Raw genomic sequence first — 24,484 nt, forward strand, 5'->3', positions numbered from 1 at the left:
CCTATTACCGTTATGCCCAGATGTTAAAAGCACAGGGTAAATATGACGAAGCCAACAAACAAATGCAGAAGTTTGCGAGTATGGCTCCGAATGATCAACGTGCTATTGCCTTTAAACAAAACCCGAATTATTTGCCAAAACTAAACGAAAAGGCAAAATCTTTTGATATCAAAAACATGGATATCAACAGTGATAAATCGGATTTTGGAGCGGTTTTAACCAACGATAACACCCTTTATTTTGCCTCAGCGCGAAACACTTCGCGTAAAACCTACGGATGGAACGAACAACCGTTTTTGGATTTGTACAGTGCCACGTATAATTCCGATGGAACTTTTAGTCAGCCGACACCGGTAGAGAGTGTGAACACAAAGTATCACGACGGACCGGCTACCATTAGTGCCGACGGTAATACGATGTATTTTGCCAGTGAGAGTTTTAACGAAGGTTTGTTTGAAAAAGACAAGACTCAGAAATTGAAATTCGGACAGGTAGCACTTTTCAAAGCAACCAAAGACGGAAGCAAATGGAGTAACATCAAAGCCCTTCCGTTTAACAGTAAAGACTATTCTACCAGTAACCCAAGTTTGAGTAAAGACGGTAAAACACTTTACTTCTCTTCAAACATGCCCGGTTCAGTTGGTGGCGTGGATATCTGGAAAGTGGCGATCAACTCGGATGGTACTTACGGAACACCGGAGAACCTGGGTAAGAAGATCAATACCGAAGGAAATGAGAGTTTCCCATTTATCACCGATGACAACAAATTGTATTTCTCATCAGACGCCCGTCAGGGATTTGGAGGAATGGATGTGTATGTGATCGACTTAAACAAAGGAACGGAAGCCACTAACGTTGGAAAGCCGGTAAACTCAGAGAAAGACGATTTTGCGTTTAGTTTTAACACGACTAAAAACATCGGATTTGTATCGAGTAACCGTGGCGGAGTAGACAACATCTATATGGCAATTCCGGTTTGTGGTGTGGAAGTGGTTTCGTTGGTTAGAGATGCAAAAACAGGTGCTAAATTATCGGGTGCCCGTGTAGCGATCTTAGACGAGAAGAACAACATTATTTCGACTAAAACAACCGAAGCTGACGGAACGGTATCCTACGCTGTTGAGTGTGATAAAGCTTATACGATTCAAGTGGCGAAAGACGGTTATGAAAGCAACAACTTCCCGGTTAGCAAAACCAAAGGAGGTATTGTGAACATCAGCGCCGACTTACAGCCAATCGATGTTATTGTTACGGAAACTGAAGTTATCTTAAACGATATTTACTTTGAATACGACAAGAGCAATATTACCCAACAAGGTGCTTTTGAGTTAGACAAGTTAGTTCAGGTAATGAAAAATAACGCAGCTATGGTGATCATGGTTAAATCCCATACCGATAGCAGAGGTAGTGATAAATACAACATGAATTTATCTGACCGTCGTGCAAAATCTACAGTTCAGTATATTATCTCCAAAGGAATTGCTAAGGACAGAATCTCCGGAAAAGGTTACGGAGAGAGTGAGCCTAAGATTAACTGCGGCGATAACTGTACGGAAGAAGAATACGCGAAAAACAGACGATCGGAGTTCCTGATTGTTAAGAAGTAAATATTATTAACACCTGACAGGTTTCCAAAACCTGTCAGGTGTAACATACACCAAAGGCGGCCAATCGGTCGCCTTTTTTATTTGTCCTTTTAAAAGATGTTTTTGTCTTTATAAGGTTTATGTTGTCTGATTCGAAATAATGTCACTTAAGGCTTAAAAACGATGTTTTGAGGGGTATAGAATGTTTGTTGATGACTATTCTTTTTAAAAGTGCTTTCATTGATCATCATGTTAGTATTTTTCTTCTAAGCTTTACACCTGACAGGTTTCCAAAACAAGTTCGGCATAAAAAAAGACTTCAAGCCTTTTAAAATTCGTTATTTCTTTCAATCAGTTTTTCCAACCGATCAATTATATCATCTTTCTCTTTTAGCATCCGTTCGTACAGGGTGATCTTTTCTTCGTGTAGTTGAACTAATTTATCGATAGGGTGAAAGATTCGATTATCAGCATTACCATTACTGCTGTTACCGCCATTACTACTATTACCGCCGATGCCAACAGTAGCATTGTCATTTGTATGAAAAGTATTTGCTATAATATTCACGGCTTGTTCTTCATCAAGGTTTTCAATTGCTTCTACCGGTATTTTAAAAATGGCCGCAACCTGTTCCAGTATATTGCTTTCTATACTTTCTTTTTGTTCCATTAATGACACTCTTTTTGGGGACCAGTCTTCACCTAACGATAGGGCAAGTGCTTCCTGTTTGATCCCTAACATTTCGCGAAAGCGCTTAACATTTTTACCTTGATGTATTTTTCTATGTGGCGTATTAAAATCTATCATGACTGGCGTTTTAAATGGAGTAGGATAAAGATAATCAGATTTTTGTTTTCAGAAGTGTACAAAAAAAGACATTAGGGGAGCAAGAAATGCAATATACGTTTACATCCGGACAGGTTTCTAAAATCTGTCGGGTGTATTGGAAATAAAAAAGCAGCCAATTGGCTGCTTTAAAAATAGATTTTATATTTTTTAGTTTACAGTGATATCATCAATCTGCATAGTAGTTGTAATAGTTGGTGTTCCCGAATGTTCGAAAACAAAATAACCGTTACCTGTTAAACTACCAGGGATGTTGTACGTACCACTAGACTGGAAGGTCGAAGCCGATTGTCCTGTAGCTGGTGTAGAAATACTGAATGAAGAGGTAATATCTACAAAGTTAGCCAGGTTAATTGGTCCGCCGGCAGTATAGTTTGCAGCCGTTACATAATATACTTTTAATACATTACCCTGATAAAAACGAGCAAGCGTTTTGAAAGCAAATGTATTGGCAGCAGTAAAATCAACGGGTACAAAGAAATATGTTTTAGCGGTTACACCACCACTTCCAAAAGAAGTCATCTCGATGTATTTGTTTCCTGTATTAGCCGGGAACTGTTTTAGCTGCCAGTATCTTCCTCCAATGGTCTGATCGTTTACATATTTAGGGAAAGCTGTTAAGTTAACCGCATAACTTGTAAAATCTTCTGTGAAAGATCCTGAAAACTGAATGTTGGTTCCTCCTTGAGCGGTACTGATATAGAATCTTGGGTTTTCCAACATAATATCTCTTTCTGTACGGGCAAGGAATTGGAAGTCACTGTTGTATTTTGTTAATACACCGCGAACCTTTCCGCTTTTGTTTGGAACCGGTTTACCTGCAAACTTAGCAAATTCACTGGTTCTGAAAATAATTTCATGACCGGTATTGTCTGTAAGTTTCCAGTTAGTAGCACCACCAATTGTAGCAGAACTGTTTGCCTCGTAATAGTTCGATCCCATTGCAGCATCATTAAACTGCACATTGTCAAACTCGATAAGTTTGTTGATGTGATTGTTGTTTAATGCCTCAGCAATTGTCATGTGTGATACTAATTCATCTTCGTTTACGAAATCACAAGATGCTTTTGCTGTTCTTCTGAATTCTTCCGGTACCAAACGTCCTACAGCATTTCCCTGATATAGATCACCAATTACCAATGAACTTTGTGCAATCGCGATATAACGGTCTTTTAGGTTTACATATACTTTTCTTCCCGGTTCGAATTCGGTGTAGATGTTATACATATCAACCGGAATACTGAACGCTCTCGATTTGTCAAGTGTTTCCAATGAAACCGTTTTGTAAAATGTACCACCTTCATCGCTCGATACTACATAAGCTTCGATGATATCGTCGGTTGTAACTTGTGTTGGGGTAGCAGTAGCCACTGTAAAAATATCAGCCACTGTTTTAGTCGGTGTTAACGTATAACAAGGAGTATCCGCTTTAGGATAATGATCGCCATTCACACAGCCGGTTAATATTCCAGCTGAAAGTGATGCGAATAAAAGGGATTTAATTGAAATTTTCATCGTTGTTTTTTTTAGCTTAGAATATTTTTACGTTGTCAATCATATAAGCTCCGGAAACGGCTGTAGCTGTTCCTCCGGTTGCTTTAAATCCGATATAGATTGTTCCGGAGTAGTTTGCCAGGCTGATAGCACCCGCTTTAAAAAAGTCGTAGTTATTAGTGCTTCCCACTAAAGGTGGTGTAAAGGATGCCTGAGTCCAGGTAGCATCTGTTACATTTGTTCCGTCATAATCGGTAGAAATAAAAACTTCTAATTTATTGTTTGCCAAATCGGTTACGTGGTGTTGTGCCACGTCGAATGTTAAACGTTTTTTAATGGCTCCGTCGATGTTAATTCCCGGCGTTACGATCCAGGCAACATTCGATGCCTGTCCACTGTTGAATGGCGTAAACTCAGCATATCCATTACCCTGATAAGCGTTTTCAATCCATTTTTTAGTGCCTACCTGTGCGAAGTTTGTCCATCCTTCAAAGTCAAATGGGGTATTCGCCACAGCAGTCTGGAAATCTTCAAAATAGATAGCCGGAACAATTGGCGGTAAATTAGTATCGTCTTCTTTTGTACAGCTGCTCAAAGCGCCTAAGGCAACCAAAGCAACACAAAGTGTTTTTATATTAAAATTTTTCATGTGAGTTCTTCTTTACTGGTTAAAATTAGAATGTTAAGTAAACATTTACGAAATACGTTCTGCCGTAACCGTAGAAATATTTCGATCCGAAGGAACGGGTACCGCTTGCATAATCCATATTTAACTCTCTATAGTTCGCATTTCTCGCTTGTTCGAAACCTCCTGTTTTATAAGTCACATCAAAGATGTTGTTAACACTTGCAAAGAAACCTAACGTATTTCCGCTAATTCTCCATGATTTACCGCCGGTAAGGTTTACTAACATGAATGAATTGAATTTCTCCTGGCTTAATAACTGACGCGCTCTCTCTTCTGTAACTTCCGGATAGGATACTCCAGAACCTCCAGGTTGCATAAAGAAGTTGTTGGTACGGATTAGCGGATCTACTTCAACATAACTGTCATCTAAGTAGTTTGCATTCGCTCCGATCCACCAGAATTTAGGATCTCTATATTCAATTCCGAGAGAGTAAGCCTGTTGTGGCATACCACCTTGTCTGTAGTTTTTAAGGTAAGAATCTCCGAAGTTAACAATTGGATTAAGTCCGGCAGCCTGACGTGAATCGATGTTAAGCAATACTGTTGGGTTGTTGCTGTAGATGTATTGGCCATATGAAGCAGAACCGGTAACTTTAATTGTTTTAGACAATTGGTACTCTAAACCTAACTCTAAACCGATGTTTTGTTTGTCGATGTTTTTGGTGATCTCAGCCACAAAGTCATTTTCACTGTCGTTACCACCATCTTCAATAGCTCCTAAACCTTCTGCATAGAAGAAACCAACTTTAGTTGCATCTTCGATTTTAGAGTAGAATCCGGTTAAACGTGCTTTTAATTTTGGTGCTCTGATGATATAACTGGCATCAACACTTGAAATTTTCTCATCTTCTAATCCGCTAACGATACTGTTGTTTAAACGAGCATTGTTGAATGCGTTTCTTAGCATTGGCGCTTTAGTCATATAAGCAGCGTTAACGCTAAACATGTGCTTACCTGTAATTTTGTAGGTAAGTCCTCCTTTGAATCCGTAGTTGTTAAACTCTAACTTGTCGCTTTTTCCGTACGAGTTGTCTGCATATAATCCGTTTCTGTAAAGACCTTCTCTTTGGTATCTTGTCTGAGAGAATGTTTGTGCTAAATAGAAATCGAATTTGTTGTACGTAAATTTAAACTGTGTAAAGGCATCCGCAACGATAGCGCGCATGATGTAGTTGTATCCGTAACGGTCACCAGCGTAAACAACACGGTTCGGGTTGTTTAAGTCAGCTTGTGACTGTCCAGCTGTAAAGCCGTTTCCTTCGTAGAATAAATCGGTGTCAATAAAACCATAATCTCCCAGTGGATCTAACATTTTCTGGAAGTTTTCCGATTTTAATGAACGGAAGTTGATTCCTGCATTTAAAGTAATGTTATCCGATAATTGTGAATTTAAGATGGAGTTTGCAGTCCAGGTAACATCTTCCATACGGTCTTCATATAAAGCGTAGATACTACGTTTGTTGATGTCGTTGGCATGGTACATTCTCTCCCAGTTGATCTGGCTGTTGTTGATGAAATCCACTCTTGCGATTTCAGCCTGTGCATAGTTTGGAGTATGCGTTGGTAAAGAACCGTCAGCTGGAATATTGTGTAAGTTTAAATAATAACTTGGTAAGTTTTTGTAGTAAGTAGGATCAGGGTTGTTTCCTCCGTTATAATCTAATCTGGAATTCCCGATTCCTCCTGATTGGTAAGAAATATTCGTGTTTAACGTGTTTTTCTCATTGATTTTCCAGTAGTGGCTTAACATTAAGATGGGCTCATCAACGTTTTTGTCTCTTGAGTTTCTTCTTTTACCATTTTGCCATCCCCAATACGAGTTGTACTCAATACCCATTAAGTCGGTAACTTCCTGAGTGTTTGGTGAGTTTTTACCTCTGCTGTTCTGTGCGTAGATAGATGTAAAGTTGATACTGTGTTTATCATTGAATTTTTTCTCGATACTTGCGAAAAGAGAGTTAGCAGAATAATCTGTTCCTTCGAAGTAACCTTCTTTAGCCCATCTTCTGGATCCTGAAACTACAAATGCCCATCCGTCTTTACTCATTCCGGAAGCATAAGTAGCCATTGTTCTCCAGCTGTAGTTGGTGTTGGTTCCCGAAAACGAAACACGTGTTCCAGGGCGGTAAAAAGAAGCTCTAGTGTTTATTTCCTGTGTACCTAAAATGTTACCAAAGGTATAGTCGGAAGGAGCCGATCCCATTGTGAATTCCTGGTTTCTGGTCGCGTCATTAAGACCTCCCCAGTTACTCCACTGTGGTCTTCCGTCAAAAAGTTTGTTCATTACGATACCATTAATCATAGTAGTACCATACTCGTTGTCCAAACCTCTGATTCGGAATCGGGCCTGACCCCAGTTGAAGGCAGCAGCCTGTTGGTAAGTGTCACGGGATGCTTGTAGCAAACCTGCTGTACTCTCGGAACCACTGTTGTCATCTCCAAGATCGTTTTCTGTGATCGTGATCAAACTTAGTTGTTGCTCAGATGTAATGTCTTCTTCTAAGAAAACTACACCCAAATCCAAAGATTGTCCTTTCACAATGCTAAGTGTAAAAGTCTGGGTAGTGTACCCGGTACTTCCTACAGTCAACGTTTGTTGTCCTTCAGTTGCTACATCGAAAGAGAAAACCCCAGTTGCATCGGTTAAAGCAGACTGGTTGGTGCTCGTGATGGTCGCAACAACATTTCTTAATGGTTTTTGCGTTTTAGAATCAACAACTTTTCCCTTTAGTGCTGGGGAGTGTTGTGACCAAACAAAAACGGCTTGCAGTACAAATAAAATACTAAATACAAGTTTTTTCATAAATAAAATTAAGTTAATTTTTTGTTTGCTAAGTCTTAATAAAAACTTAACAGCCTGCAAATGTACATCTTTTAATAATATTATTTACTTTTGGCCCGGAGTTTGTCTCAAACTTGATGTTAATTTAATATACCTTACATGAAAATTAGAAATTTCATCGCGCTTTTAATTGTATATTTCTCATTTAATGGGATTTACGCGCAAAACAAAAAATTCAAAGTGTACACCGTGGCGTTCTACAACCTGGAAAACCTGTTTGATACAATCAATGGGCCAAATAATGATGAGGAGTGGTTGCCTAACGGTACACAGCGCTGGACCAGAGCGAAGTATCAGAAAAAACTGGCTAATTTAAGCCGTGTCATTCCGGAAATCGGAACCAGCGAAAATCCACATGCTCCGGTTATCGTGGGATGTGCCGAAGTTGAAAACAGAGGGGTATTGGAAGACCTGGTGAAGCAACCGGGAATGATCGAAAAAGATTATGGTGTGATTCATTTTGATTCTCCGGACAAAAGGGGTATCGATGTAGGGCTTTTATATCAGAAAAAACACTTCAGACCGTTAAGCTATAAAAATATACCATTATATATATATGAAAATGAGCAGGGTCTGAATAAAAAAGACAAAGAAGAAGGTGACGATAAGGTAGAAGTAAATGTAAACCTTGATGTGAAAACCAGAAGAATCTATACCCGTGACCAGTTATTGGTTACCGGATTATTGGATGGGGAAGAAATCAGTGTTATCGTAAATCACTGGCCGTCACGTTCCGGAGGTGAGAAAAAAAGTAGCCCGTTCCGTGAAGCTGCCGGTGCTTTAAATAAAAAAATTATCGATTCCCTTTACCGAATCAACCCGAATGCCAAAGTAATCACTATGGGTGACTTGAATGATGGTCCTTATAATAAGAGTGTAAAAGAGGCTTTAGGTGCCAAAGGGAAAAAAGAAGATGTAAAAGAATTCGGTATGTTTAACCCAATGGAGCAAATGTCTAAAGACGGTATCGGTACATTAGCTTACCGTGATGCATGGGATTTATTCGACCAGATCATCGTGAGCGAGCCATTGATCCGTAAAGATTATTCGTCATTGCGTTTCTGGAAAGCAGGCGTATTTAATAAACCGTATCTGATCCAGAGTTCCGGACAGTATAAAGGCTATCCGCTACGTAACTCCAATGGAGAAGTCGGATTTAGTGACCACTTTCCAGTGTACATTTATCTGATTAAAGAAGTGAAGTAATAATAAAGGCAGGTTTTTTAACCTGCCTTTTTCCTTTTTTGTACTTTAGTGCAAACATTTAACCTATGGCTATTCAACCCCCTTTTAATCTGAATCAGTGGATTAATGAGAACCGGCATTTGTTAAAACCGCCGGTTGGTAATAAAAATATATACGTAGACGCGAACGATTTTATCGTGATGATTGTGGCTGGTCCCAATGCGCGTAAGGATTATCATTATAATGAAACGGAGGAAATCTTTTACCAATTGGAAGGCGATATTACAATCGTAATTCAGGAAGATGGCGCTCGTAAAGAAATGCCGCTTAAAGCAGGCGATATGTATCTGCATCCTGCAAAAGTACCACACTCGCCCGTGAGGAGCGAAGGTTCCATCGGACTGGTAATCGAACGGAAAAGAGCCGGAAAAGGATTTACCGACGGATTACTATGGCATTGCGATAACTGTAACCACAAATTATATGAAGTGTATTTCGAATTAAAAGATATCGAAAAAGACTTCCTGCCGCATTTCCAGCATTTTTATAATTCGGAAACCCTGCGAACCTGTGAGAAATGTGGTACCGTAATGGAATCCGATCCGCGTTTTGTGGCAAAAAAATAGAAAAATACAAAGGTTATTGTTGTGGAAACAGAAGCGTAAAAGTTAATCCTCTATAATCCTAAACAAAAAACAGTAACTTTGTGAAAAATAAAAACACACGAAAATAACTTAGAATAATGGCAACAGCAATTGACCAATTCGGTATTCAGGAAGCGCTACAACAATTAGGGCTTAAAGAAATAAACGAAGGAACATCAACCGGTTCAAACTGGTTTTCAAATGGTAAAATTATCGAATCGTATTCTCCTGCAACCGGAGAATTAATCGGAAAAGTAAAATCATCCACAAAAGAAGATTACGAAGCAGCCATGAAAACGGCTGAAGAAGCGTTTAAAGAATGGCGATTGATCCCGGCTCCGAAAAGAGGAGAAATTGTGCGCCAAATGGGTGAAGCACTTAGAAAATATAAAGAACCTCTAGGAAAACTTGTTTCGTACGAAATGGGTAAAAGCCTTCAGGAAGGTTTGGGTGAAGTTCAGGAAATGATCGATATCTGTGATTTCGCAGTAGGATTATCCCGTCAGCTTTACGGTTTAACCATGCATTCCGAAAGACCAATGCACAGAATGTATGAGCAATGGCATCCATTTGGAGTAGTAGGGATTATCTCTGCTTTTAACTTCCCGGTAGCCGTGTGGAGCTGGAATTCGATGTTGGCTTGGGTTTGTGGAGACGTTTGTATCTGGAAACCAAGTTCAAAAACACCTTTGTGTGCCGTAGCTTGTCAGAACATTATTACAGAAGTATTGCGTAACAACAATGTATCGGAAGGAGTTAGCTGTTTAGTGGTAGGTAATGAGTCTGGTGATTTAATCAATAACGATAAACGTATTCCGTTAGTATCGTTTACAGGTTCTACAAGAATCGGACGTCACGTATCCAAAACCGTAGCGGAGCGTTTCGGAAATACGATCCTGGAATTAGGAGGAAACAACGCGATTATCGTTTCAGAACATGCCGATATCAGTATGGTATTGGTAGGAGCGGTATTCGGAGCGGTAGGAACTGCCGGACAACGTTGTACCTCTACAAGACGTTTAATCGTTCACGAAAGTGTTTACGACAAAACGATAAACGTATTGAAAAATGCATACGGACAGTTAAAAATCGGAAATCCATTGGATTCGAACAACCACGTTGGACCGCTAATCGACAAAGGTGCGGTGAACGATTACCTGAATGCTATTGAAAAAGCAAAACAGGAAGGTGGAAACATTATCGTTGAAGGTGGTGTTTTAGAAGGTGAAGGATATGAAAGCGGATGTTACGTAAAACCATGTATCATCGAGGCGAAAAATGAATTCCATATCGTTCAGGAAGAAACATTCGCACCGATCTTATATGTAATGAAATATTCAACTATCGAAGAGGCCATCGCGATGCAAAACGGAGTACCGCAAGGATTGTCTTCGTCGATCTTTACCAACAACATGAGAGAAATGGAATTGTTCCTTTCGCATGCAGGGTCTGATTGTGGTATCGCTAACGTAAACATTGGAACGTCTGGTGCTGAAATCGGTGGTGCTTTTGGTGGTGAAAAAGAAACCGGTGGAGGACGTGAGTCAGGATCGGATGCGTGGAAAGCGTATATGAGAAGACAAACGAATACCATCAACTACGGAACAGCGTTGCCATTGGCACAAGGTATCAAGTTTGATTTATAATCGATAAATCGTAATATAAAAAGGGGCTGTCTACAAAATAGACAGCCCCTTTTTTGTTTCTTACACCTGATGATCAAATGTTATTTAAAGTTCTAACACCTGACAGGTTTCCAAAACCTGTCAGGTGTAGTATAAAGTTTTAAAAACGATACCCGATACTTACTCCGGCATTAAATTCAATCGCGCTAAAACGATCGTTTACAGCGCTGCTAAAGTTACGGGCAATGTTGGCATAAGGAGCAATCGCAAATTTATTGTTCCAGGCCCATTTGTATCCGGTTCCCAAGCCTACGATAAAGCTGTTCATATCGGTCGTATGGGTTACTTCCACATCATTAATAACTTCTTTTTCGTTAAAATCACCAAAGCGGTATTTTAAAAATGGCGATACATAATAGCCGGAATTACTTTCACCATTGGCTCCGAAATAAAAATTATAGGAAGCTAAAATACTATTGGTTTTAAATTCTTTGGCACCACCGCTTTTTTCCGAAGTATAGGAAAAGCGGTCGTTGATCAGGAATTCAACTCCGATAGACTGGTCATTGTCCAGAAAATGCTCGTAGCCTAATTCTACCGATGCCAGTACGATCGTATTTAAAATATTAACCTTAACCTCGTTCTTGGATTGTGCATTGGCAAAAAGGCCGCTCAATAGTACGCCTAAAAGAATAATGTGTTTTCTCATATTTCAAAATTTTTGCAAAGGTATAAAAATCAGACGAAACGCTTAGTTACGTCCTTTTTCGTTGGCATACAGTTCGTGTAGCGGATCGCTTTGCCAGAAGGCTTTGGTGTCTACATCCATAATGGATAGACGGCCTTTAAATGCAGCTCCGGTATCGACATTCCAGACATTGGCTTTGTTCACCGGAACAGTTTCGCTAATTCGGGTTACGGGTGTATGACCGATAAAGATTTCTTTATATAGCGTAAGGCGTTTCGGGTAAAACAAATCGTCTTTCGATAGCGCCGGATTTAATGACATAGCCGTTTCCCATAACGTTCGGTCCCAACAGAACATCCCGCGGAAAAACTCGTAGTAAACCCCTTTCTGATTCGTAAAACCGGCATGAACATACAGACGATTCTGTTCGTCGATATAATAGTCGTTTAAACGCGCCAGAAAACCTACATGACGGTCTTTAGTGTGAATGTCGAGATCCTGATAGGCATCTACAGTCGATTGTCCGCCGTGGATACGCCATTCGGCATTATCGTCGCCAGCCGTTAACCAGCGCAAAACCATTTCTTCATGGTTGCCGCGGATAAAAAAACAATCGTGGGTTTTGTCCAGTTCAATTAAAAAATCAATTACACGAGGCGAATCACTCCATCCGTCAATATAATCGCCTAAAAACACTAATTTATCGTTTGTAGTAACCTCGGCACGTTCCAGAATCTGGTGTAACGCTTTCAGTCCGCCGTGTATATCTCCAATAACTAACGTTCTACTCATTATTCATTCCGTATTTCATTTTTCGTAAAATGCGCATGGCTTCTTTAAACGACACATAAACCGTAGGGTTTTCATGCGCTTTAAGGAGCAGTTTGGCATCAATAAGTTTTTGTTTGGCCTCTTCAAATCCATTCAGATAACAGATCATCAGGGTCGAGGGTAGGTTTTCCAGGTCTTTATTCTCGCGTTCAGACAACGGTAAACCTTTTTGCAATTTACGGATTAATGCTAAATTGGAGTTATAAATATGAAATAACATTTTCCGGTTGAATTCCGGTGGCTCGAAAAGCATCTGGTTGTCGATCTTGTAATAACCATTGTCATAAAACCGGATGCTAACCTGTTCCAACGGGTAATAACTCGTTTTGTCGTTTAATCCCAATAGCAGGTATTCGGTAATTCTAAAACAATCGTCCGTATAGTCTACCGTCACTTCGTCTAATGCCGAGTAAAAAAGTTTGACCTGTTCGTTGATTAACTCGATATCAACCCGGGAAAAGAATGTCTTATCCCGTATTTTCTTTTTGTTTCCAGCCCAGCAAACGATAAAAAATTCCTTGAAAACCTTATACTTGGGATTCATATCCTTATGACGGTTATTCATAAAATCGATAACGCCTTCCAACGTATATTCAATGCTGTTGCGGGAGTTGTTTTCGATACTGATAACCGTTTCGGTATTCGAATTGACCATAGGTTCCTGAAAAAAATCCGGTTCATCAATCGGGATCGAATTGCTCCCCCGACGGATAAAAATGGCTTTGGCCGGAATGGTATATATCGCTTTTTTAAAAGATGAAATTTTATGCGTCGGCCGAATCGTAACCAATCCAACGACCTTATCTTTTGGTAAATGCGGAAACGGAACATTTTCATACTGAATCCGCGGTGGATTATCCAAAAAAGCATTGACCAGATTCTGAATCCGGCTGTCGTCGAAAAAGTCGTCGCCCACAATTTCGTTGTCCTGATCTTCCACACCCACCACAATATACGAATTGTTAGTCGGGTTGGAATTCGATAATGCACAGATGTGTTTTAAAAACTTTGCCTTGCCTTCTTTGGTATGCAGATTCAACTGACGTTTTTTGTCATAGAAGCTGCTCTCATCGTTGTGAGCCAATAGGTTTTTAATAAGCAGGCGCTTGTTAATCATCGAATAAAACGGATGTTATAAATTTTTGTTCACGATGGTAGACGTAGCCTGAGCGGTCGATAATACCATCAGGTCGGCAATGTTAACATGATACGGTCTTGAGATCACAAAGTGGATAATATCCGCGATGTCTTCGGCCAGTAAGGGCTGAAAACCTTTGTATACGTTATCGGCACGATCGGTATCGCCTTTAAAACGCACCTCCGAAAAAGCTGTGTGAACCATACCCGGATGAATACCGCCTACTTTAATTCCAAAAGCATTCAGGTCGATCCGCATGCCTTGCGTAATCGCATCAACAGCGTGTTTACTCGCGCAATAAACATTTCCGTTCGGATAAACTTCCTTTGCGGCGGTCGATCCGATGTTGATAATATGACCGGATTTGCGTTCGGTCATTTGCGGCAGTATCGCTTTCGAAACATACAACAATCCTTTTACGTTAATGTCGATCATCGCATCCCAATCGTCGGTGTTTCCGGTTTGAATCGGATCCAGTCCATGAGCATTTCCTGCATTATTGATCAGAATATCGATTTTTGAAAAGTCCTCCGGAAGGGACGAAATGGCTTTAAAAACCGAATCTTTGTCTTTCACATCAAAGACAAGTGACGTAATTTGTGTATGTTTTGCTAAATCGCTTTCTAATGTTTCGAGAATTTCTTTTCTTCGTCCACAGATAATCAGACGATATTGATGACGGGCCAAAAGCACTGCTGTCGCTTTTCCGATTCCGCTTGTAGCACCCGTGATAAGAACTGTTTTCATGGTAATTAAATTTCAGATCTTAAAAATATAAAAACAAAATCATAATTCAGGCTTAAAATGAAAGTGTTACCAAGACTTTTAACCAATTGTTAACAACAAAACACTAAATAAATTTTCAATTTGCAGTGTTAAAATAACTTATTTAATTTCACGGCTCAAAAAAACATAAAAATGGACGACACCACAGCTACTTTAGACATTAGAGCAATTAATGAAAAAATAGAGAGAGAAAGTGCTTTTATCGATCTGCTGACAATGGAGATGAACAAGGTGATTGTAGGTCAGAAGCACATGGTAGAACGATTATTAATCGGGCTTTTAGGACAAGGGCATATCCTTTTGGAAGGAGTTCCCGGATTGGCAAAAACATTAGCCATCAATACCCTGTCGCAAGCGGTTCAAGGTTCTTTCAGCAGAATTCAGTTTACGCCCGACCTTTTACCGGCGGACGTAGTGGGAACCATGATCTATAACATCAAACAAAATGACTTCTCGATAAAAAAAGGACCGATCTTCGCCAATTTCGTATTAGCGGATGAGATCAATCGTGCGCCGGCAAAAGTACAATCGGCTTTACTGGAAGCCATGCAGGAAAAACAGGTAACCATTGGCGACGAAACCTTTAAACTGGACAAACCGTTCCTGGTAATGGCTACGCAAAACCCGGTAGAACAGGAAGGAACCTATCCGTTACCGGAAGCGCAGGTCGATCGTTTTATGTTAAAAACGGTAATCGACTATCCTAAAATGGAAGACGAGCGTATGGTAATCCGTCAAAACCTGAAAGGAAGCTACGAAAAAGTGAACGCCGTGATTTCGTTGGATCAGATCCGAAGAGCACAGGAAGCGGTTCGCGAAGTCTATATGGACGAGAAAATTGAAAAATACATCCTGGATATCATTTTTGCTACCCGTTATCCGGAAAAATACAAACTGGCCGATTTAAAACCATTAATCAGCTTCGGAGCTTCGCCAAGGGGAAGTATCAATCTGGCTACGGCGGCCAAATGTTATGCCTTTATCAAACGCCGTGGTTATGTAATCCCGGAAGACGTACGCGCCGTAGTTCACGATGTGTTGCGTCACAGAATCGGAATTACCTACGAAGCAGAGGCTGAAAACATCACTTCTGTAGAGATCATCAATAAAATTGTAAACGAAATCGAAGTGCCTTAGAATATAGATTGCTGATTTGGCCCCTTTTGCCTGGCATCAGGATCGATCGTTAATCTGTAATCACTCTTAGAATGGATACCAAAGAGCTTTTAAAAAAAGTACGAAAAATAGAAATCAAAACCCGGAGACTGAGCGATCATATCTTTTCGGGCGAATACCATACGTCTTTTAAAGGACGGGGGATGACGTTTTCGGAAGTGCGCCAGTATCAGTTTGGCGACGATGTTCGGGCGATCGACTGGAATGTAACGGCGCGTTATAACGAACCGTATATCAAGGTTTTCGAAGAAGAACGCGAACTCACGATGATGTTGCTGGTCGACATCAGTGGATCGGAAAGTTTTGGAACCCGTAATCAGCTTAAAAATGATGTGGTAACCGAAATCGCAGCTACTCTGGCCTTTTCAGCGACACAAAACAACGACAAAATCGGATTGATCCTGTTTTCAGATCAGATTGAATTGTTTATTCCGCCTAAAAAAGGGAAATCCCACGTGTTGCGCATCATCCGCGAACTAATCGAGTTTACGCCAAAAAGTAAAAAAACGGATTTGTCACAAGCCCTGAAATTTTTGTCAGGAGTGATGAAAAAGAAAGCCATCGTATTCGTGATTTCCGATTTTATGGCTTCCGATTATGAGCAAACCCTGAAAATCGCCGGAAAAAAACACGATGTAACCGGAGTTCGGGTATACGATGTCCGCGAAGAAAAAATGCCAAACATCGGAATGGTGCCTATGGAAGATGCTGAAACCGGCGAAACACTATTAGTCAATACTAATTCGAAATCGGTTCGGATGGAATACGAAAAACATTATCAGGAAAACGTAAAATATTTTAAAGAAACATTTTCCCGTTGTGGCTCCGGAACGGTAAGTACCCGCGTGGACGAATCGTATGTGACCAAATTATTGGGTTATTTTAAAGCAAGAACCTAGAAATGATAAAGAATAAGTTTTACATACTGCTGTTTTTACTGCTCGGAACTGTGGTTTTCGCACAGCAAAAACCGGTGCAGGCTACGGTCGATTCGACAAAGATCAAAATAGGATCGCAGTTTAACCTGACGTTAAAAACAACAGTAGACAGTACGACGCATGTCTACTTCCCGGATAGCAAAACATTTGGCTATCTGGAAGTACTGGAATCCTATCCGGTGGATACCATCAAAAAAGCAAACCAATACGAGCTAATCAAAAGATACGGCCTGACGCAGTTTGATACCGGAAAATATACGGTACCGCAATTACCGGTGATCATCAATAACAAACAGTTCCTGACCGATTCACTTGCGATTCAGGTTATGGGGGTGGTGGTCGATACGACCAAACAACAGATGTATGATATCAAACCGGTGATCACGGTTAAAAAGCCAATCAGCAACGTTTGGAAATATAGTATTATTCTGGCTTTGATAATTGGTGCCGGTTTTTTGGTGAACTGGTTGCTAAAACGCTATCAGAACAAAGACAAAAAAGTAGAAGAGATTTATGCGACACCTATTGAAAAAGCAACGAATCTGCTACAAAATCTGGAGAAAAAAGAGCTTTTGCAAAATGGGGATGTAAAATCCTATTATTCTGAAATGACCGATATCACGCGTACCTATATTGAAGAAACCATTCAGGTTCCGGCGATGGAAAGTACGACGGCCGAATTACTTGCTGCCTTAAAAGAAGCGGTGATCAAAAAGAAAATGGGTATCAAAAAGGATACGTTCGAAACCTTTGAAAAAATCCTTAATAATGCCGATCTGGTAAAATTCGCCAAATCCAAACCGCTGGATTTCGAAATTGCCTCCGACCGTAAAAATATTGAAGGGATCATCTTTACGATCGAAAAATCCATCCCGAAAGAAGTTGAACAAGCGATTGTTGACGAACGCTTGCGAAAAGAACGAATCATCAAACAACAAAAAGTACGTCGCATTCTGATTGCAACAGGGACTAGTCTTGTACTCTTTATTGCCGCATTTACCTACTTCCTGTCGACCGACGGACTGGACTTTATTAAAGACAAGCTAATCGGACACAGTACCAAAGACCTGTTAAAAGGCGAATGGGTAAAAAGTGAATACGGAGAACCGTCGGTGATTATCGAAACGCCAAAAGTGTTAAAACGATATAGCGACGAACGCGTTCAGACGAATTTACCGGCCAATATCAAGTCGACTCAGAAATTCCTGTATGGAAGTCTGATCGATAATTTTAGTATTGCCGTGAATACAACCACGTTTAAAGATTCACTTCGCGCAGATAACGATGCCATTCTGAATGAGAATATTACCCGATTTGAAAAAACTGTCGGAGCCAAAGGAATCATCGTAAAAACAGACGATTTCGAAATCAAAGACGGATTTACCGGAAAAAGAGGTTATGGAACGATGACGATCTTTAATCCTGCGAAAAACGAAGACGAACGAATGGAATACCAGATTATTATCTTCTCCCAGAAATTCGGAATACAGGAAATTGCTCTGGTATACCGTGAAGGAGATGAGAATGCAAAAGAAATAGCCGACAGGATTGTGAAATCCATTGAACTTAGAAAAGTAACCGAATGATGAAGAATATCTCTTTTTTACATCCCGAGTTTTTTTGGCTGTTTTTGGTATTGCCAGTGGTTATCGCATGGTATTTCTGGAAAAGAAATAAACAGTCGGCAACCTTAAAAATCAGTTCGGTTAAAGGATTTAAAGGAACAACCTCGATTTTACCAAAGTTAAAACCGTTGTTGTTTGTACTGCGTGTTCTGGCGTTGAGCGCGATGATTGTCGCTTTGGCGCGTCCGCAGTCGACCGATGTAACCAATAAAACCCGTACCACCAGTGGAATCGATATTGTAATGGCAATTGACGTTTCCGGAAGTATGTTGGCCAAAGATTTAAAGCCAAACCGAATGGAAGCGCTGAAACGAGTAGCTTCTGAGTTTGTAAAAGAACGTCCGAACGACCGGATCGGATTGGTGGTTTATGCAGCCGAAAGTTATACCAAAACGCCGGTAACCAGTGATAAAGCCGTGGTGCTTGAAGCTTTAAAAGGTGTAAAGTACGACAATGTTTTACAGGACGGAACCGGTATTGGTGTCGGATTGGCAACTGCCGTAAACCGATTAAAAGATAGTAAAGCCAAAAGTAAAGTGGTAATCCTGTTAACCGATGGTGTGAATAATGCCGGGTTTATCGATCCGAGAATGGCATCCGAAATCGCGAAAGAATACGGAATTAAAGTCTATACAATCGGAATCGGAACGAATGGAATGGCGGAGTTTCCATATGCCATCGCGCCAAACGGACAATTCCTGTTTCGTATGATGCAGGTGGAAATTGATGAAAAGCTGATGAAAGAAATCGCAGCGACCACTGATGGAAAATACTTTAGAGCAACCAGCAATAAGAGTCTGGAAAATATCTATAACGAAATCAATAAACTGGAAAAAACCGAAATAGAAGAAATGCGCTATTTTAACTACGATGAGAAATACAGACCGCTTGTATTCCTGGCCTTAGGCTTACTGGTTTTGGAAATTTTATTACGAAAAACTATTTTTAGAAGTTTTATCTGATTATGTGGCAATTTGAAGAACCAAAATATTTTTACCTGTTGGGCGTCATACCGTTTTTGGTAGTCCTTTTCCTGATCAATCTCTATTGGAAACGGAAAAAGCAAAAACAATTCGGTGATCTCGATCTGATTAAAAAATTAAGCCCGGAGAAATCCATTTTTAAACCGGTATTAAAACTGGTGGTGTTGCTATTGGCATTGGCGGGAATCATTCTGGCTTTGGTCAACCCGAAAATCGGAACCAAAATGGAAACCGTAAAACGTCAGGGAGTGGATATCGTTTTTGCCGTGGATATTTCTAAAAGTATGCTGGCGGAAGATATTGCACCCAATCGTTTGGAAAAGAGTAAACAGTTGGTTTCGCAGATTATCAACCAATTGGGAAGTGACCGTATCGGGATTGTAGGCTACGCTGGAAGTGCCTATCCGGTTTTGCCGATTACAACCGATTATAGTGTAGCGAAGATGTACCTGCAAAGTATGAATACCGATATGGTGTCGTCGCAGGGAACTGCATTGTCTGAAGCAATTAAATTGGCAACGTCTTATTTTGACGATCCGCAAACGAGTAAACTAATCGTGTTGATTTCCGATGGGGAAGATCACGGGGAAGGTTTTGAAGATGCGGTGGAAGAAGCTCAAAAAAGAAGAATCAAAATCCTGACCATTGGTGTCGGAACCGAAAAAGGCGGGCCGATTCCATTGCGAAATCATGGGAAAATAGAAGGCTATAAAAAAGATTCCAAAGGCGAAACCGTGGTAACCAAATTATACCCGGAGACTTTGAAAAATATTGCAAAAAGTGCCAGTGGCGGTTATGTGTACGGCGGAAATACCAAAGAAGTAGTGGAGTTTGTGAAAAACGGATTGGACAATCTGGAAAAAACCGACTTCGAAAGTCAGCAGATAGCCGATTTCCAATCGCAATACCAATGGTTTTTAGGGATTGCATTTGCACTTTTATTATTGGACGTTTTCTTGCTGGAACGCAAAACAGCCTGGGTTAAAAAGTTGAATTTATTTAATGAAAAAGAATAATGAAGAAGTGGTTTAGTTGTTGTTTTCTGTTGTTTTCGTTGGTGATGGCGGCTCAGGTCAAAGACCGGAACTTGCCACGCGGCAATGAAGCTTTCGACGAAAAAAACTATTCGGAAGCCGAAGCAGATTATCGTATCTCGCAATCTAAAGTGCCAACACGAGCGACTTCATCCTATAATCTCGGTAATGCCATTTACAGGCAAAACCAACCCGGGGAAGCGAAGTTTGCCTATATGAAAGCGATTGAAAACGCCAAAGGAAAAAGGCAAAAGCACAAAGCAATGCACAACCTTGGTAATGTTTTTATGCTGGAGAAAAACTATTCGGGAGCGGTGGAAGCCTATAAAGATGCGTTGCGAAACAATCCGTATGACGAGGAAACCCGTTATAATTACGCCTTGGCCAAACAGAAGTTAAAAGAGAATCCGCCGAAAAATAACAATAAGGACAAAAACAAGGATAAGAATAAAGACAAGCAGGATCAGAAGGATAAGGATAAAGACAAAGATAAAGGCGACAATAAAAAAGACCAGAATAAAGATAAAGGTCAGGATAAAAAAGACGATAAAGGCGATCCGAAAGACAAAAACGGAGATAAGGGCGATAAAGACAAACCGAACGCCCAGCCAAAACCAAGTGGCGCTTCCAAACAACGAATGGAAAACCTCCTGGACGCTTTAAATAATGAAGAGAAAAAAATTCAGGACAAAGTGAAGGCTAGAGAGGTCAAAGGAAGTCCTGTTAAAAATGAAAAAGATTGGTAATCGGACAAAAAAGTATACCTTGTCGGACAAACTAAAGTAGTGACACAAAACAACAATGAATAGAGTTATTTTTCTGCTATTATTATGCTTTCAGGGGCTTTTTGCTCAGGTGCAGTTTGAAGCAACCGTGAGTAAGAATACCCTTGGGATTAATGAACGCCTTCGTATTGATTTTACAATGAACGAAGACGGGGATAATTTCAGCCCACCAGCTTTTGAAGGATTCCGGGTTGTGGGTGGCCCGAATCAGGCGGTGAGCTATTCGTGGATTAACGGAAAAAAATCATTTAATAAATCCTTTTCCTATTTTCTGATGCCGTTAAAAAAAGGACCGGTCATCATCAAATCGGCTTCTATCGAAATTGACGGGAAAGTTTATAAAACGAACCCGGTAAAAGTAACGGTTACCAATGCGGTACAGGAAGAAGTAAATCCGTATTATCCGCAACAAAAAACGGGCGAGGGAATTCATCTGGTAGCCGAAATTTCCAAAACCAATCCGTATATCAACGAACCGATAACGGTGGTGTATAAGTTATATGTGAGTAACACCGCCAGTGTGCGAAACTGGCGCGAAATGGCCAGTCCAAAATACAACGATTTCTGGAGTCAGAATATCGATATCAAAAAACTGGTTGTGGAAAACGGAAAATACAACGGTGAAGACTATCGTTATGTGGTGTTGCGTAAAACGGTGTTATATCCGCAAAAAGCCGGAAAACTCGAAATAGAACCACTTTCACTCGACATCGAAGTCGACTTGCCAACCGGACGTCGGGATTTCTTCGGACGTATGGAATATGCCAGCGGTAATAAAACGGTTTCGGCCGGAGCCAAATCGATTAATGTACGCACTTTACCGGAAGCCGGAAAGCCTATCGATTTTACCGGTGCAGTTGGTGATTTCGACTTTAAAGTTACACCATCGAAAACGACCTTAAAAGCGGGTGAATCACTGAATCTGGTGGTGAGTGTTTCCGGAAAAGGAAACCTGAAATTGTTTAACCTGCCAAAACCGGTAGTGCCAAGTGCGCTCGAAATGTACGATCCGGAGCATAAAGAAAAAGTAACTACACCGCTTTCCGGTATGCAGGGCGAAGTGTCGGATGCCTATGCAATCATTCCGCAATACAAAGGAAATTATCTGATCAAGCCAATGGTTTTCTCCTATTTCGATCTGAGTGCCAATAAATATAAGACGATCAATTCGCCGGAAATAATGATCAATGTGATGGACGGGCCGTCGCCAACGTCAGGTGATAATCAGGTGGCTTCGGTAACCGGAAAACAAAATGTGGTGGCAAACGATCAGTTTCAGTTTATCAAACTCAAAACCAATCTGACCAGCATCCATCAAAAAGGATTCTTAGGTTCCGGTTTGTTCTATTCCTTATTGGTGGCACCATTCCTGATCATTCCGATAATTGTATTGGCACGTAAGAAAAAAGAAGCTATCGATGGCGATGTGGTGGGTAATAAAATCCGTCAGTCGAATAAATTAGCCAAACGATTCCTGTCGGAAGCCAATAAGCAAATGGGGAATAAAGAAGCCTTTTATGTGGCGATGGAAAAAGCATTGCATAATTTCTTAAAAGCAAAATTGCATATTGAAACATCGGAGATGAGTAAGGAAAACATTCAGGAATTGCTGTTGTCTAAAAAAGCAACGCCGGAAACGGTTCAAAACTTTTTAGGATTGATGGATAGTTGTGAGTTTGCACGCTATACACCGGCTTCGGTGGGTACCATGCAACAGGATTATGATAAAGCTGTAACCGTAATTTCCGGACTGGAAAAACAAATCACGAACTAACCGTTATGAAAAAGCTATTGTATATCGTCCTTTTCGTTTCCCAGGCATTTTGGGCACAGACTGCTTTTGAAAAAGGGAATGACTTCTATAAAAAAGAAAAATACGAAGCCGCGGCCGCCAGTTACGAACAGGTGGTTCAATCCGGAAAACAATCGGCAGAGTTGTATTTTAACTTGGGAAATGCCTATTATAAGATGCATAAAGTGGCACCGGCTATTTACAATTATGAAAAGGCGTTGTTACTAAACCCGAAGGATCATGCCGCGCAGACAAATCTGCATTTTGCGCAGAAAATGACCATCGATGAGATTAAAGTTGTGCCGAAAGTTGGTTTTTCCAAAATGATTAATGATCTGTTGGATGTATTCCATTATGAAGAATGGGCATGGATTGCCGTTGGATCATCTGCTTTTTTTCTGTTGTGTTTTATTGGTTATTATTTTGCCAGTCAAACTGTAGTAAAGCGAATCTTTTTCTTCGGGATGTTTGTTGTGCTGTTGACGATGCTAATCAGTGTGTCGGCGGCTATTGCAGAAAAAGATAATTATAATAGCGAACGACCGGCTATTGTTTTTGCTGAGGTTGTTCCGGTGAAAAGCGAACCCAAAGCAACGGCTTCAGATGCTTTTGTATTACACGAAGGTGCCAAAGTCTTTGTGATCGAATCGCTCGATAACTGGCGGAAAATTCAGCTGACCGATGATAAAGAGGGTTGGATCGAAAAAGAAGCTATAAAAGAATTAAAATAAGATTATAAGATGCCGGTAGTACTACCGGCATTTTTTATACCTTCAAAGCATAACCCAATTGTATTGTATTGGTATTCGTATAAGAATGCTTTTGAATAACTGTGTCAATATGGGACATGTGTTGGTTGATTTGCGGTCTTTTTGAATTCTAAAAAAGGAACGATCAATGCTAATTGATGCTATATTTTGTAAAACTTTGGAATCGCTATCGTGTTTATTATGAGTGCTATATGTGTTTTGAGGTTTCCGAAAATTCCTGATAATACTCCCTACAACCCCTTTGTAATAAACCGATTGCGATTTATATAGCTAAAAAATATACTAAGGTTACAATAAAATTTTTTGCTTTTTTGTTTGTAACAAAATAGCAAATTATGATAAAAAAAGCATTTTTAACTGCTTTATTGATAGGTGTTTCGGCCTGTTCCAATGATAGCGGTAACAGTAGTCAAAGTAATGACGTGAAAAAATCATTAGAAATGAAGGTGAAAAACATTATTCAGGAATTGTATGATGATGATGGTAATACAACTGAAGTTATAAAGAATTTTAGCTATGAAAAGGATAAACTGGTTGGTATATCCGAATTGTCTGAAATGACAAAGATTGAGCTTGAATTCACGTATACGGGTGATAAAATCACAAAGGCGAACTATCAGGTTGGAACTCCTAGAAGTAAAAGTGTTACAGGAATTTATGAAGGCGATAAGTTGGTTCGTATTTCAAATGAAAATTATAAAACCGATTATACGTATGAAAAAGGGGTTTTAAAATGCATAGAAGAATTCTATAAAGGTGGTGATTTATGGCGACTATTACGAAAAGAGACGTTTAAATTTGACCAAAATGGAAATGTAGAAGAGTTACTGATTGGAGAAGTACCAGGGTCAAGAATTAAAAAGAAGTATGTTTATGATGATAAAAAGAACCCTTATAGTAATATGACCCCTTACTTTAAATATTTTTTGGAGAAATGAATCTATTAAATCAAAAAAATAATAGCATCAAGGAGGAAGTATACAATAACGAAACCAAGATGGAAGTTTCAAAGACAATTTCTTCCCAG

Annotated in this window: 21 protein-coding genes; 13 read left to right on the top strand and 8 right to left on the bottom strand. The window is 40.0% G+C overall.

Translation table 11 applies throughout. The annotated features are described in order from the left end of the window. The coding region (locus E6C50_RS14875; protein ID WP_136404029.1) for an OmpA family protein at positions 1–1,607 on the top strand (1,607 nt) is incomplete at its 5' end. 307 nt (positions 1,608–1,914) lie between these two features. Here the strand turns inward: E6C50_RS14875 and E6C50_RS14880 are convergent. The 4 genes from E6C50_RS14880 to E6C50_RS14895 form a co-directional block, all read right to left on the bottom strand. Beyond that, positions 1,915–2,394, bottom strand: a complete 480-nt coding sequence (locus tag E6C50_RS14880; RefSeq protein WP_136404030.1) for a helix-turn-helix domain-containing protein — start codon at positions 2,392–2,394, stop codon at positions 1,915–1,917. A 189-nt stretch (positions 2,395–2,583) separates the two neighbouring features. Next, the gene (locus E6C50_RS14885) at positions 2,584–3,948 is read right to left on the bottom strand and encodes a DUF5689 domain-containing protein (protein ID WP_136404031.1); all 1,365 of its coding nucleotides are present in this window, start codon (positions 3,946–3,948) and stop codon (positions 2,584–2,586) included. A gap of 16 nt (positions 3,949–3,964) precedes the next feature. Continuing rightward, the gene (locus tag E6C50_RS14890) at positions 3,965–4,576 is read right to left on the bottom strand and encodes a hypothetical protein (RefSeq protein WP_136404032.1); all 612 of its coding nucleotides are present in this window, start codon (positions 4,574–4,576) and stop codon (positions 3,965–3,967) included. A 25-nt stretch (positions 4,577–4,601) separates the two neighbouring features. Continuing rightward, positions 4,602–7,418: a TonB-dependent receptor gene (locus E6C50_RS14895; RefSeq protein ID WP_136404033.1), complete on the bottom strand. Its 2,817-nt coding sequence runs from the start codon at positions 7,416–7,418 to the stop codon at positions 4,602–4,604. A gap of 138 nt (positions 7,419–7,556) precedes the next feature. Here E6C50_RS14895 and E6C50_RS14900 point away from each other — a divergent pair, with 138 nt between their 5' ends. The 3 genes from E6C50_RS14900 to amaB all read left to right on the top strand — a co-directional run bounded on the left by E6C50_RS14900 (position 7,557) and on the right by amaB (position 10,932). Continuing rightward, on the top strand, positions 7,557–8,663 hold the full coding sequence (locus E6C50_RS14900) for an endonuclease/exonuclease/phosphatase family protein (protein WP_136404034.1): 1,107 nt from the start codon (positions 7,557–7,559) through the stop codon (positions 8,661–8,663). Positions 8,664–8,728: 65 nt separating this feature from the next. Beyond that, a complete protein-coding gene (locus E6C50_RS14905; protein WP_136404035.1) occupies positions 8,729–9,268 on the top strand; it encodes a 3-hydroxyanthranilate 3,4-dioxygenase in 540 nt (179 codons plus the stop codon). A 116-nt stretch (positions 9,269–9,384) separates the two neighbouring features. After that, positions 9,385–10,932, top strand: a complete 1,548-nt coding sequence (amaB, locus tag E6C50_RS14910) for an L-piperidine-6-carboxylate dehydrogenase (RefSeq protein WP_136404036.1) — start codon at positions 9,385–9,387, stop codon at positions 10,930–10,932. 139 nt (positions 10,933–11,071) lie between these two features. Here amaB and E6C50_RS14915 read toward each other — a convergent pair whose 3' ends face one another. The 4 genes from E6C50_RS14915 to E6C50_RS14930 are packed head-to-tail and all read right to left on the bottom strand — an operon-like array spanning position 11,072 to position 14,315. Then, the gene (locus tag E6C50_RS14915; protein WP_136404037.1) at positions 11,072–11,620 is read right to left on the bottom strand and encodes a DUF3575 domain-containing protein; all 549 of its coding nucleotides are present in this window, start codon (positions 11,618–11,620) and stop codon (positions 11,072–11,074) included. 42 nt (positions 11,621–11,662) lie between these two features. Further along, on the bottom strand, positions 11,663–12,391 hold the full coding sequence (locus E6C50_RS14920; protein ID WP_136404038.1) for a metallophosphoesterase family protein: 729 nt from the start codon (positions 12,389–12,391) through the stop codon (positions 11,663–11,665). After that, positions 12,384–13,547, bottom strand: coding sequence for an ATP-binding protein (locus tag E6C50_RS14925; protein WP_136404039.1), 1,164 nt, complete (start codon positions 13,545–13,547; stop codon positions 12,384–12,386). Before E6C50_RS14925 ends, E6C50_RS14920 begins: the two co-directional genes overlap by 8 nt. 15 nt (positions 13,548–13,562) lie before the next feature. Continuing rightward, complete coding sequence (locus E6C50_RS14930) at positions 13,563–14,315, bottom strand: SDR family NAD(P)-dependent oxidoreductase (RefSeq protein WP_136404040.1); 753 nt, start codon at positions 14,313–14,315, stop codon at positions 13,563–13,565. 171 nt (positions 14,316–14,486) lie between these two features. Between E6C50_RS14930 and E6C50_RS14935 the strand changes: the two genes are divergently transcribed. From E6C50_RS14935 to E6C50_RS14975, 9 genes are all read left to right on the top strand, one after another. Then, entirely contained in the window at positions 14,487–15,491 is a 1,005-nt protein-coding gene (locus E6C50_RS14935; protein WP_136404041.1) for an AAA family ATPase, read from the top strand. A 71-nt stretch (positions 15,492–15,562) separates the two neighbouring features. After that, the gene (locus E6C50_RS14940; RefSeq protein ID WP_136404042.1) at positions 15,563–16,429 is read left to right on the top strand and encodes a DUF58 domain-containing protein; all 867 of its coding nucleotides are present in this window, start codon (positions 15,563–15,565) and stop codon (positions 16,427–16,429) included. Between the two features lie 2 nt (positions 16,430–16,431). Further along, positions 16,432–18,054 (top strand): BatD family protein, encoded by a 1,623-nt coding sequence (locus tag E6C50_RS14945; RefSeq protein WP_230979018.1) that lies wholly within the window; start codon positions 16,432–16,434, stop codon positions 18,052–18,054. Further along, complete coding sequence (locus tag E6C50_RS14950; RefSeq protein ID WP_136404146.1) at positions 18,054–19,055, top strand: vWA domain-containing protein; 1,002 nt, start codon at positions 18,054–18,056, stop codon at positions 19,053–19,055. Before E6C50_RS14945 ends, E6C50_RS14950 begins: the two co-directional genes overlap by 1 nt. 2 nt (positions 19,056–19,057) lie before the next feature. Further along, positions 19,058–20,092, top strand: coding sequence for a VWA domain-containing protein (locus tag E6C50_RS14955; protein ID WP_136404043.1), 1,035 nt, complete (start codon positions 19,058–19,060; stop codon positions 20,090–20,092). Beyond that, positions 20,092–20,856, top strand: coding sequence for a tetratricopeptide repeat protein (locus E6C50_RS14960; RefSeq protein WP_136404044.1), 765 nt, complete (start codon positions 20,092–20,094; stop codon positions 20,854–20,856). The genes E6C50_RS14955 and E6C50_RS14960 overlap by 1 nt, the downstream gene beginning before the upstream one ends. Before the next feature lie 55 nt (positions 20,857–20,911). Next, complete coding sequence (locus E6C50_RS14965) at positions 20,912–22,669, top strand: BatD family protein (protein ID WP_136404045.1); 1,758 nt, start codon at positions 20,912–20,914, stop codon at positions 22,667–22,669. Between the two features lie 5 nt (positions 22,670–22,674). Then, complete coding sequence (locus tag E6C50_RS14970) at positions 22,675–23,418, top strand: tetratricopeptide repeat protein (RefSeq protein WP_136404046.1); 744 nt, start codon at positions 22,675–22,677, stop codon at positions 23,416–23,418. A gap of 374 nt (positions 23,419–23,792) precedes the next feature. Further along, positions 23,793–24,395: a hypothetical protein gene (locus tag E6C50_RS14975; protein WP_136404047.1), complete on the top strand. Its 603-nt coding sequence runs from the start codon at positions 23,793–23,795 to the stop codon at positions 24,393–24,395. The last annotated feature ends 89 nt before the right edge of the window (positions 24,396–24,484 follow it).

Origin of the sequence: Flavobacterium supellecticarium (genome assembly GCF_004801375.1) — a bacterium.
Classification (GTDB): domain Bacteria; phylum Bacteroidota; class Bacteroidia; order Flavobacteriales; family Flavobacteriaceae; genus Flavobacterium; species Flavobacterium supellecticarium.

Excerpts from the sequence above, each read along its gene's own strand:
- E6C50_RS14880 (WP_136404030.1), bottom strand. The coding sequence starts at position 2,394 with ATGATAGATTTTAATACGCCACATAGAAAAATACATCAAGGTAAAAAT.
- E6C50_RS14885 (WP_136404031.1), bottom strand. The coding sequence starts at position 3,948 with ATGAAAATTTCAATTAAATCCCTTTTATTCGCATCACTTTCAGCTGGA.
- E6C50_RS14890 (WP_136404032.1), bottom strand. The coding sequence starts at position 4,576 with ATGAAAAATTTTAATATAAAAACACTTTGTGTTGCTTTGGTTGCCTTA.
- E6C50_RS14895 (WP_136404033.1), bottom strand. The coding sequence starts at position 7,418 with ATGAAAAAACTTGTATTTAGTATTTTATTTGTACTGCAAGCCGTTTTT.
- E6C50_RS14900 (WP_136404034.1), top strand. The coding sequence starts at position 7,557 with ATGAAAATTAGAAATTTCATCGCGCTTTTAATTGTATATTTCTCATTT.
- E6C50_RS14905 (WP_136404035.1), top strand. The coding sequence starts at position 8,729 with ATGGCTATTCAACCCCCTTTTAATCTGAATCAGTGGATTAATGAGAAC.
- amaB (WP_136404036.1), top strand. The coding sequence starts at position 9,385 with ATGGCAACAGCAATTGACCAATTCGGTATTCAGGAAGCGCTACAACAA.
- E6C50_RS14915 (WP_136404037.1), bottom strand. The coding sequence starts at position 11,620 with ATGAGAAAACACATTATTCTTTTAGGCGTACTATTGAGCGGCCTTTTT.
- E6C50_RS14920 (WP_136404038.1), bottom strand. The coding sequence starts at position 12,391 with ATGAGTAGAACGTTAGTTATTGGAGATATACACGGCGGACTGAAAGCG.
- E6C50_RS14925 (WP_136404039.1), bottom strand. The coding sequence starts at position 13,547 with ATGATTAACAAGCGCCTGCTTATTAAAAACCTATTGGCTCACAACGAT.
- E6C50_RS14930 (WP_136404040.1), bottom strand. The coding sequence starts at position 14,315 with ATGAAAACAGTTCTTATCACGGGTGCTACAAGCGGAATCGGAAAAGCG.
- E6C50_RS14935 (WP_136404041.1), top strand. The coding sequence starts at position 14,487 with ATGGACGACACCACAGCTACTTTAGACATTAGAGCAATTAATGAAAAA.
- E6C50_RS14940 (WP_136404042.1), top strand. The coding sequence starts at position 15,563 with ATGGATACCAAAGAGCTTTTAAAAAAAGTACGAAAAATAGAAATCAAA.
- E6C50_RS14945 (WP_230979018.1), top strand. The coding sequence starts at position 16,432 with ATGATAAAGAATAAGTTTTACATACTGCTGTTTTTACTGCTCGGAACT.
- E6C50_RS14950 (WP_136404146.1), top strand. The coding sequence starts at position 18,054 with ATGAAGAATATCTCTTTTTTACATCCCGAGTTTTTTTGGCTGTTTTTG.
- E6C50_RS14955 (WP_136404043.1), top strand. The coding sequence starts at position 19,058 with ATGTGGCAATTTGAAGAACCAAAATATTTTTACCTGTTGGGCGTCATA.
- E6C50_RS14960 (WP_136404044.1), top strand. The coding sequence starts at position 20,092 with ATGAAGAAGTGGTTTAGTTGTTGTTTTCTGTTGTTTTCGTTGGTGATG.
- E6C50_RS14965 (WP_136404045.1), top strand. The coding sequence starts at position 20,912 with ATGAATAGAGTTATTTTTCTGCTATTATTATGCTTTCAGGGGCTTTTT.
- E6C50_RS14970 (WP_136404046.1), top strand. The coding sequence starts at position 22,675 with ATGAAAAAGCTATTGTATATCGTCCTTTTCGTTTCCCAGGCATTTTGG.
- E6C50_RS14975 (WP_136404047.1), top strand. The coding sequence starts at position 23,793 with ATGATAAAAAAAGCATTTTTAACTGCTTTATTGATAGGTGTTTCGGCC.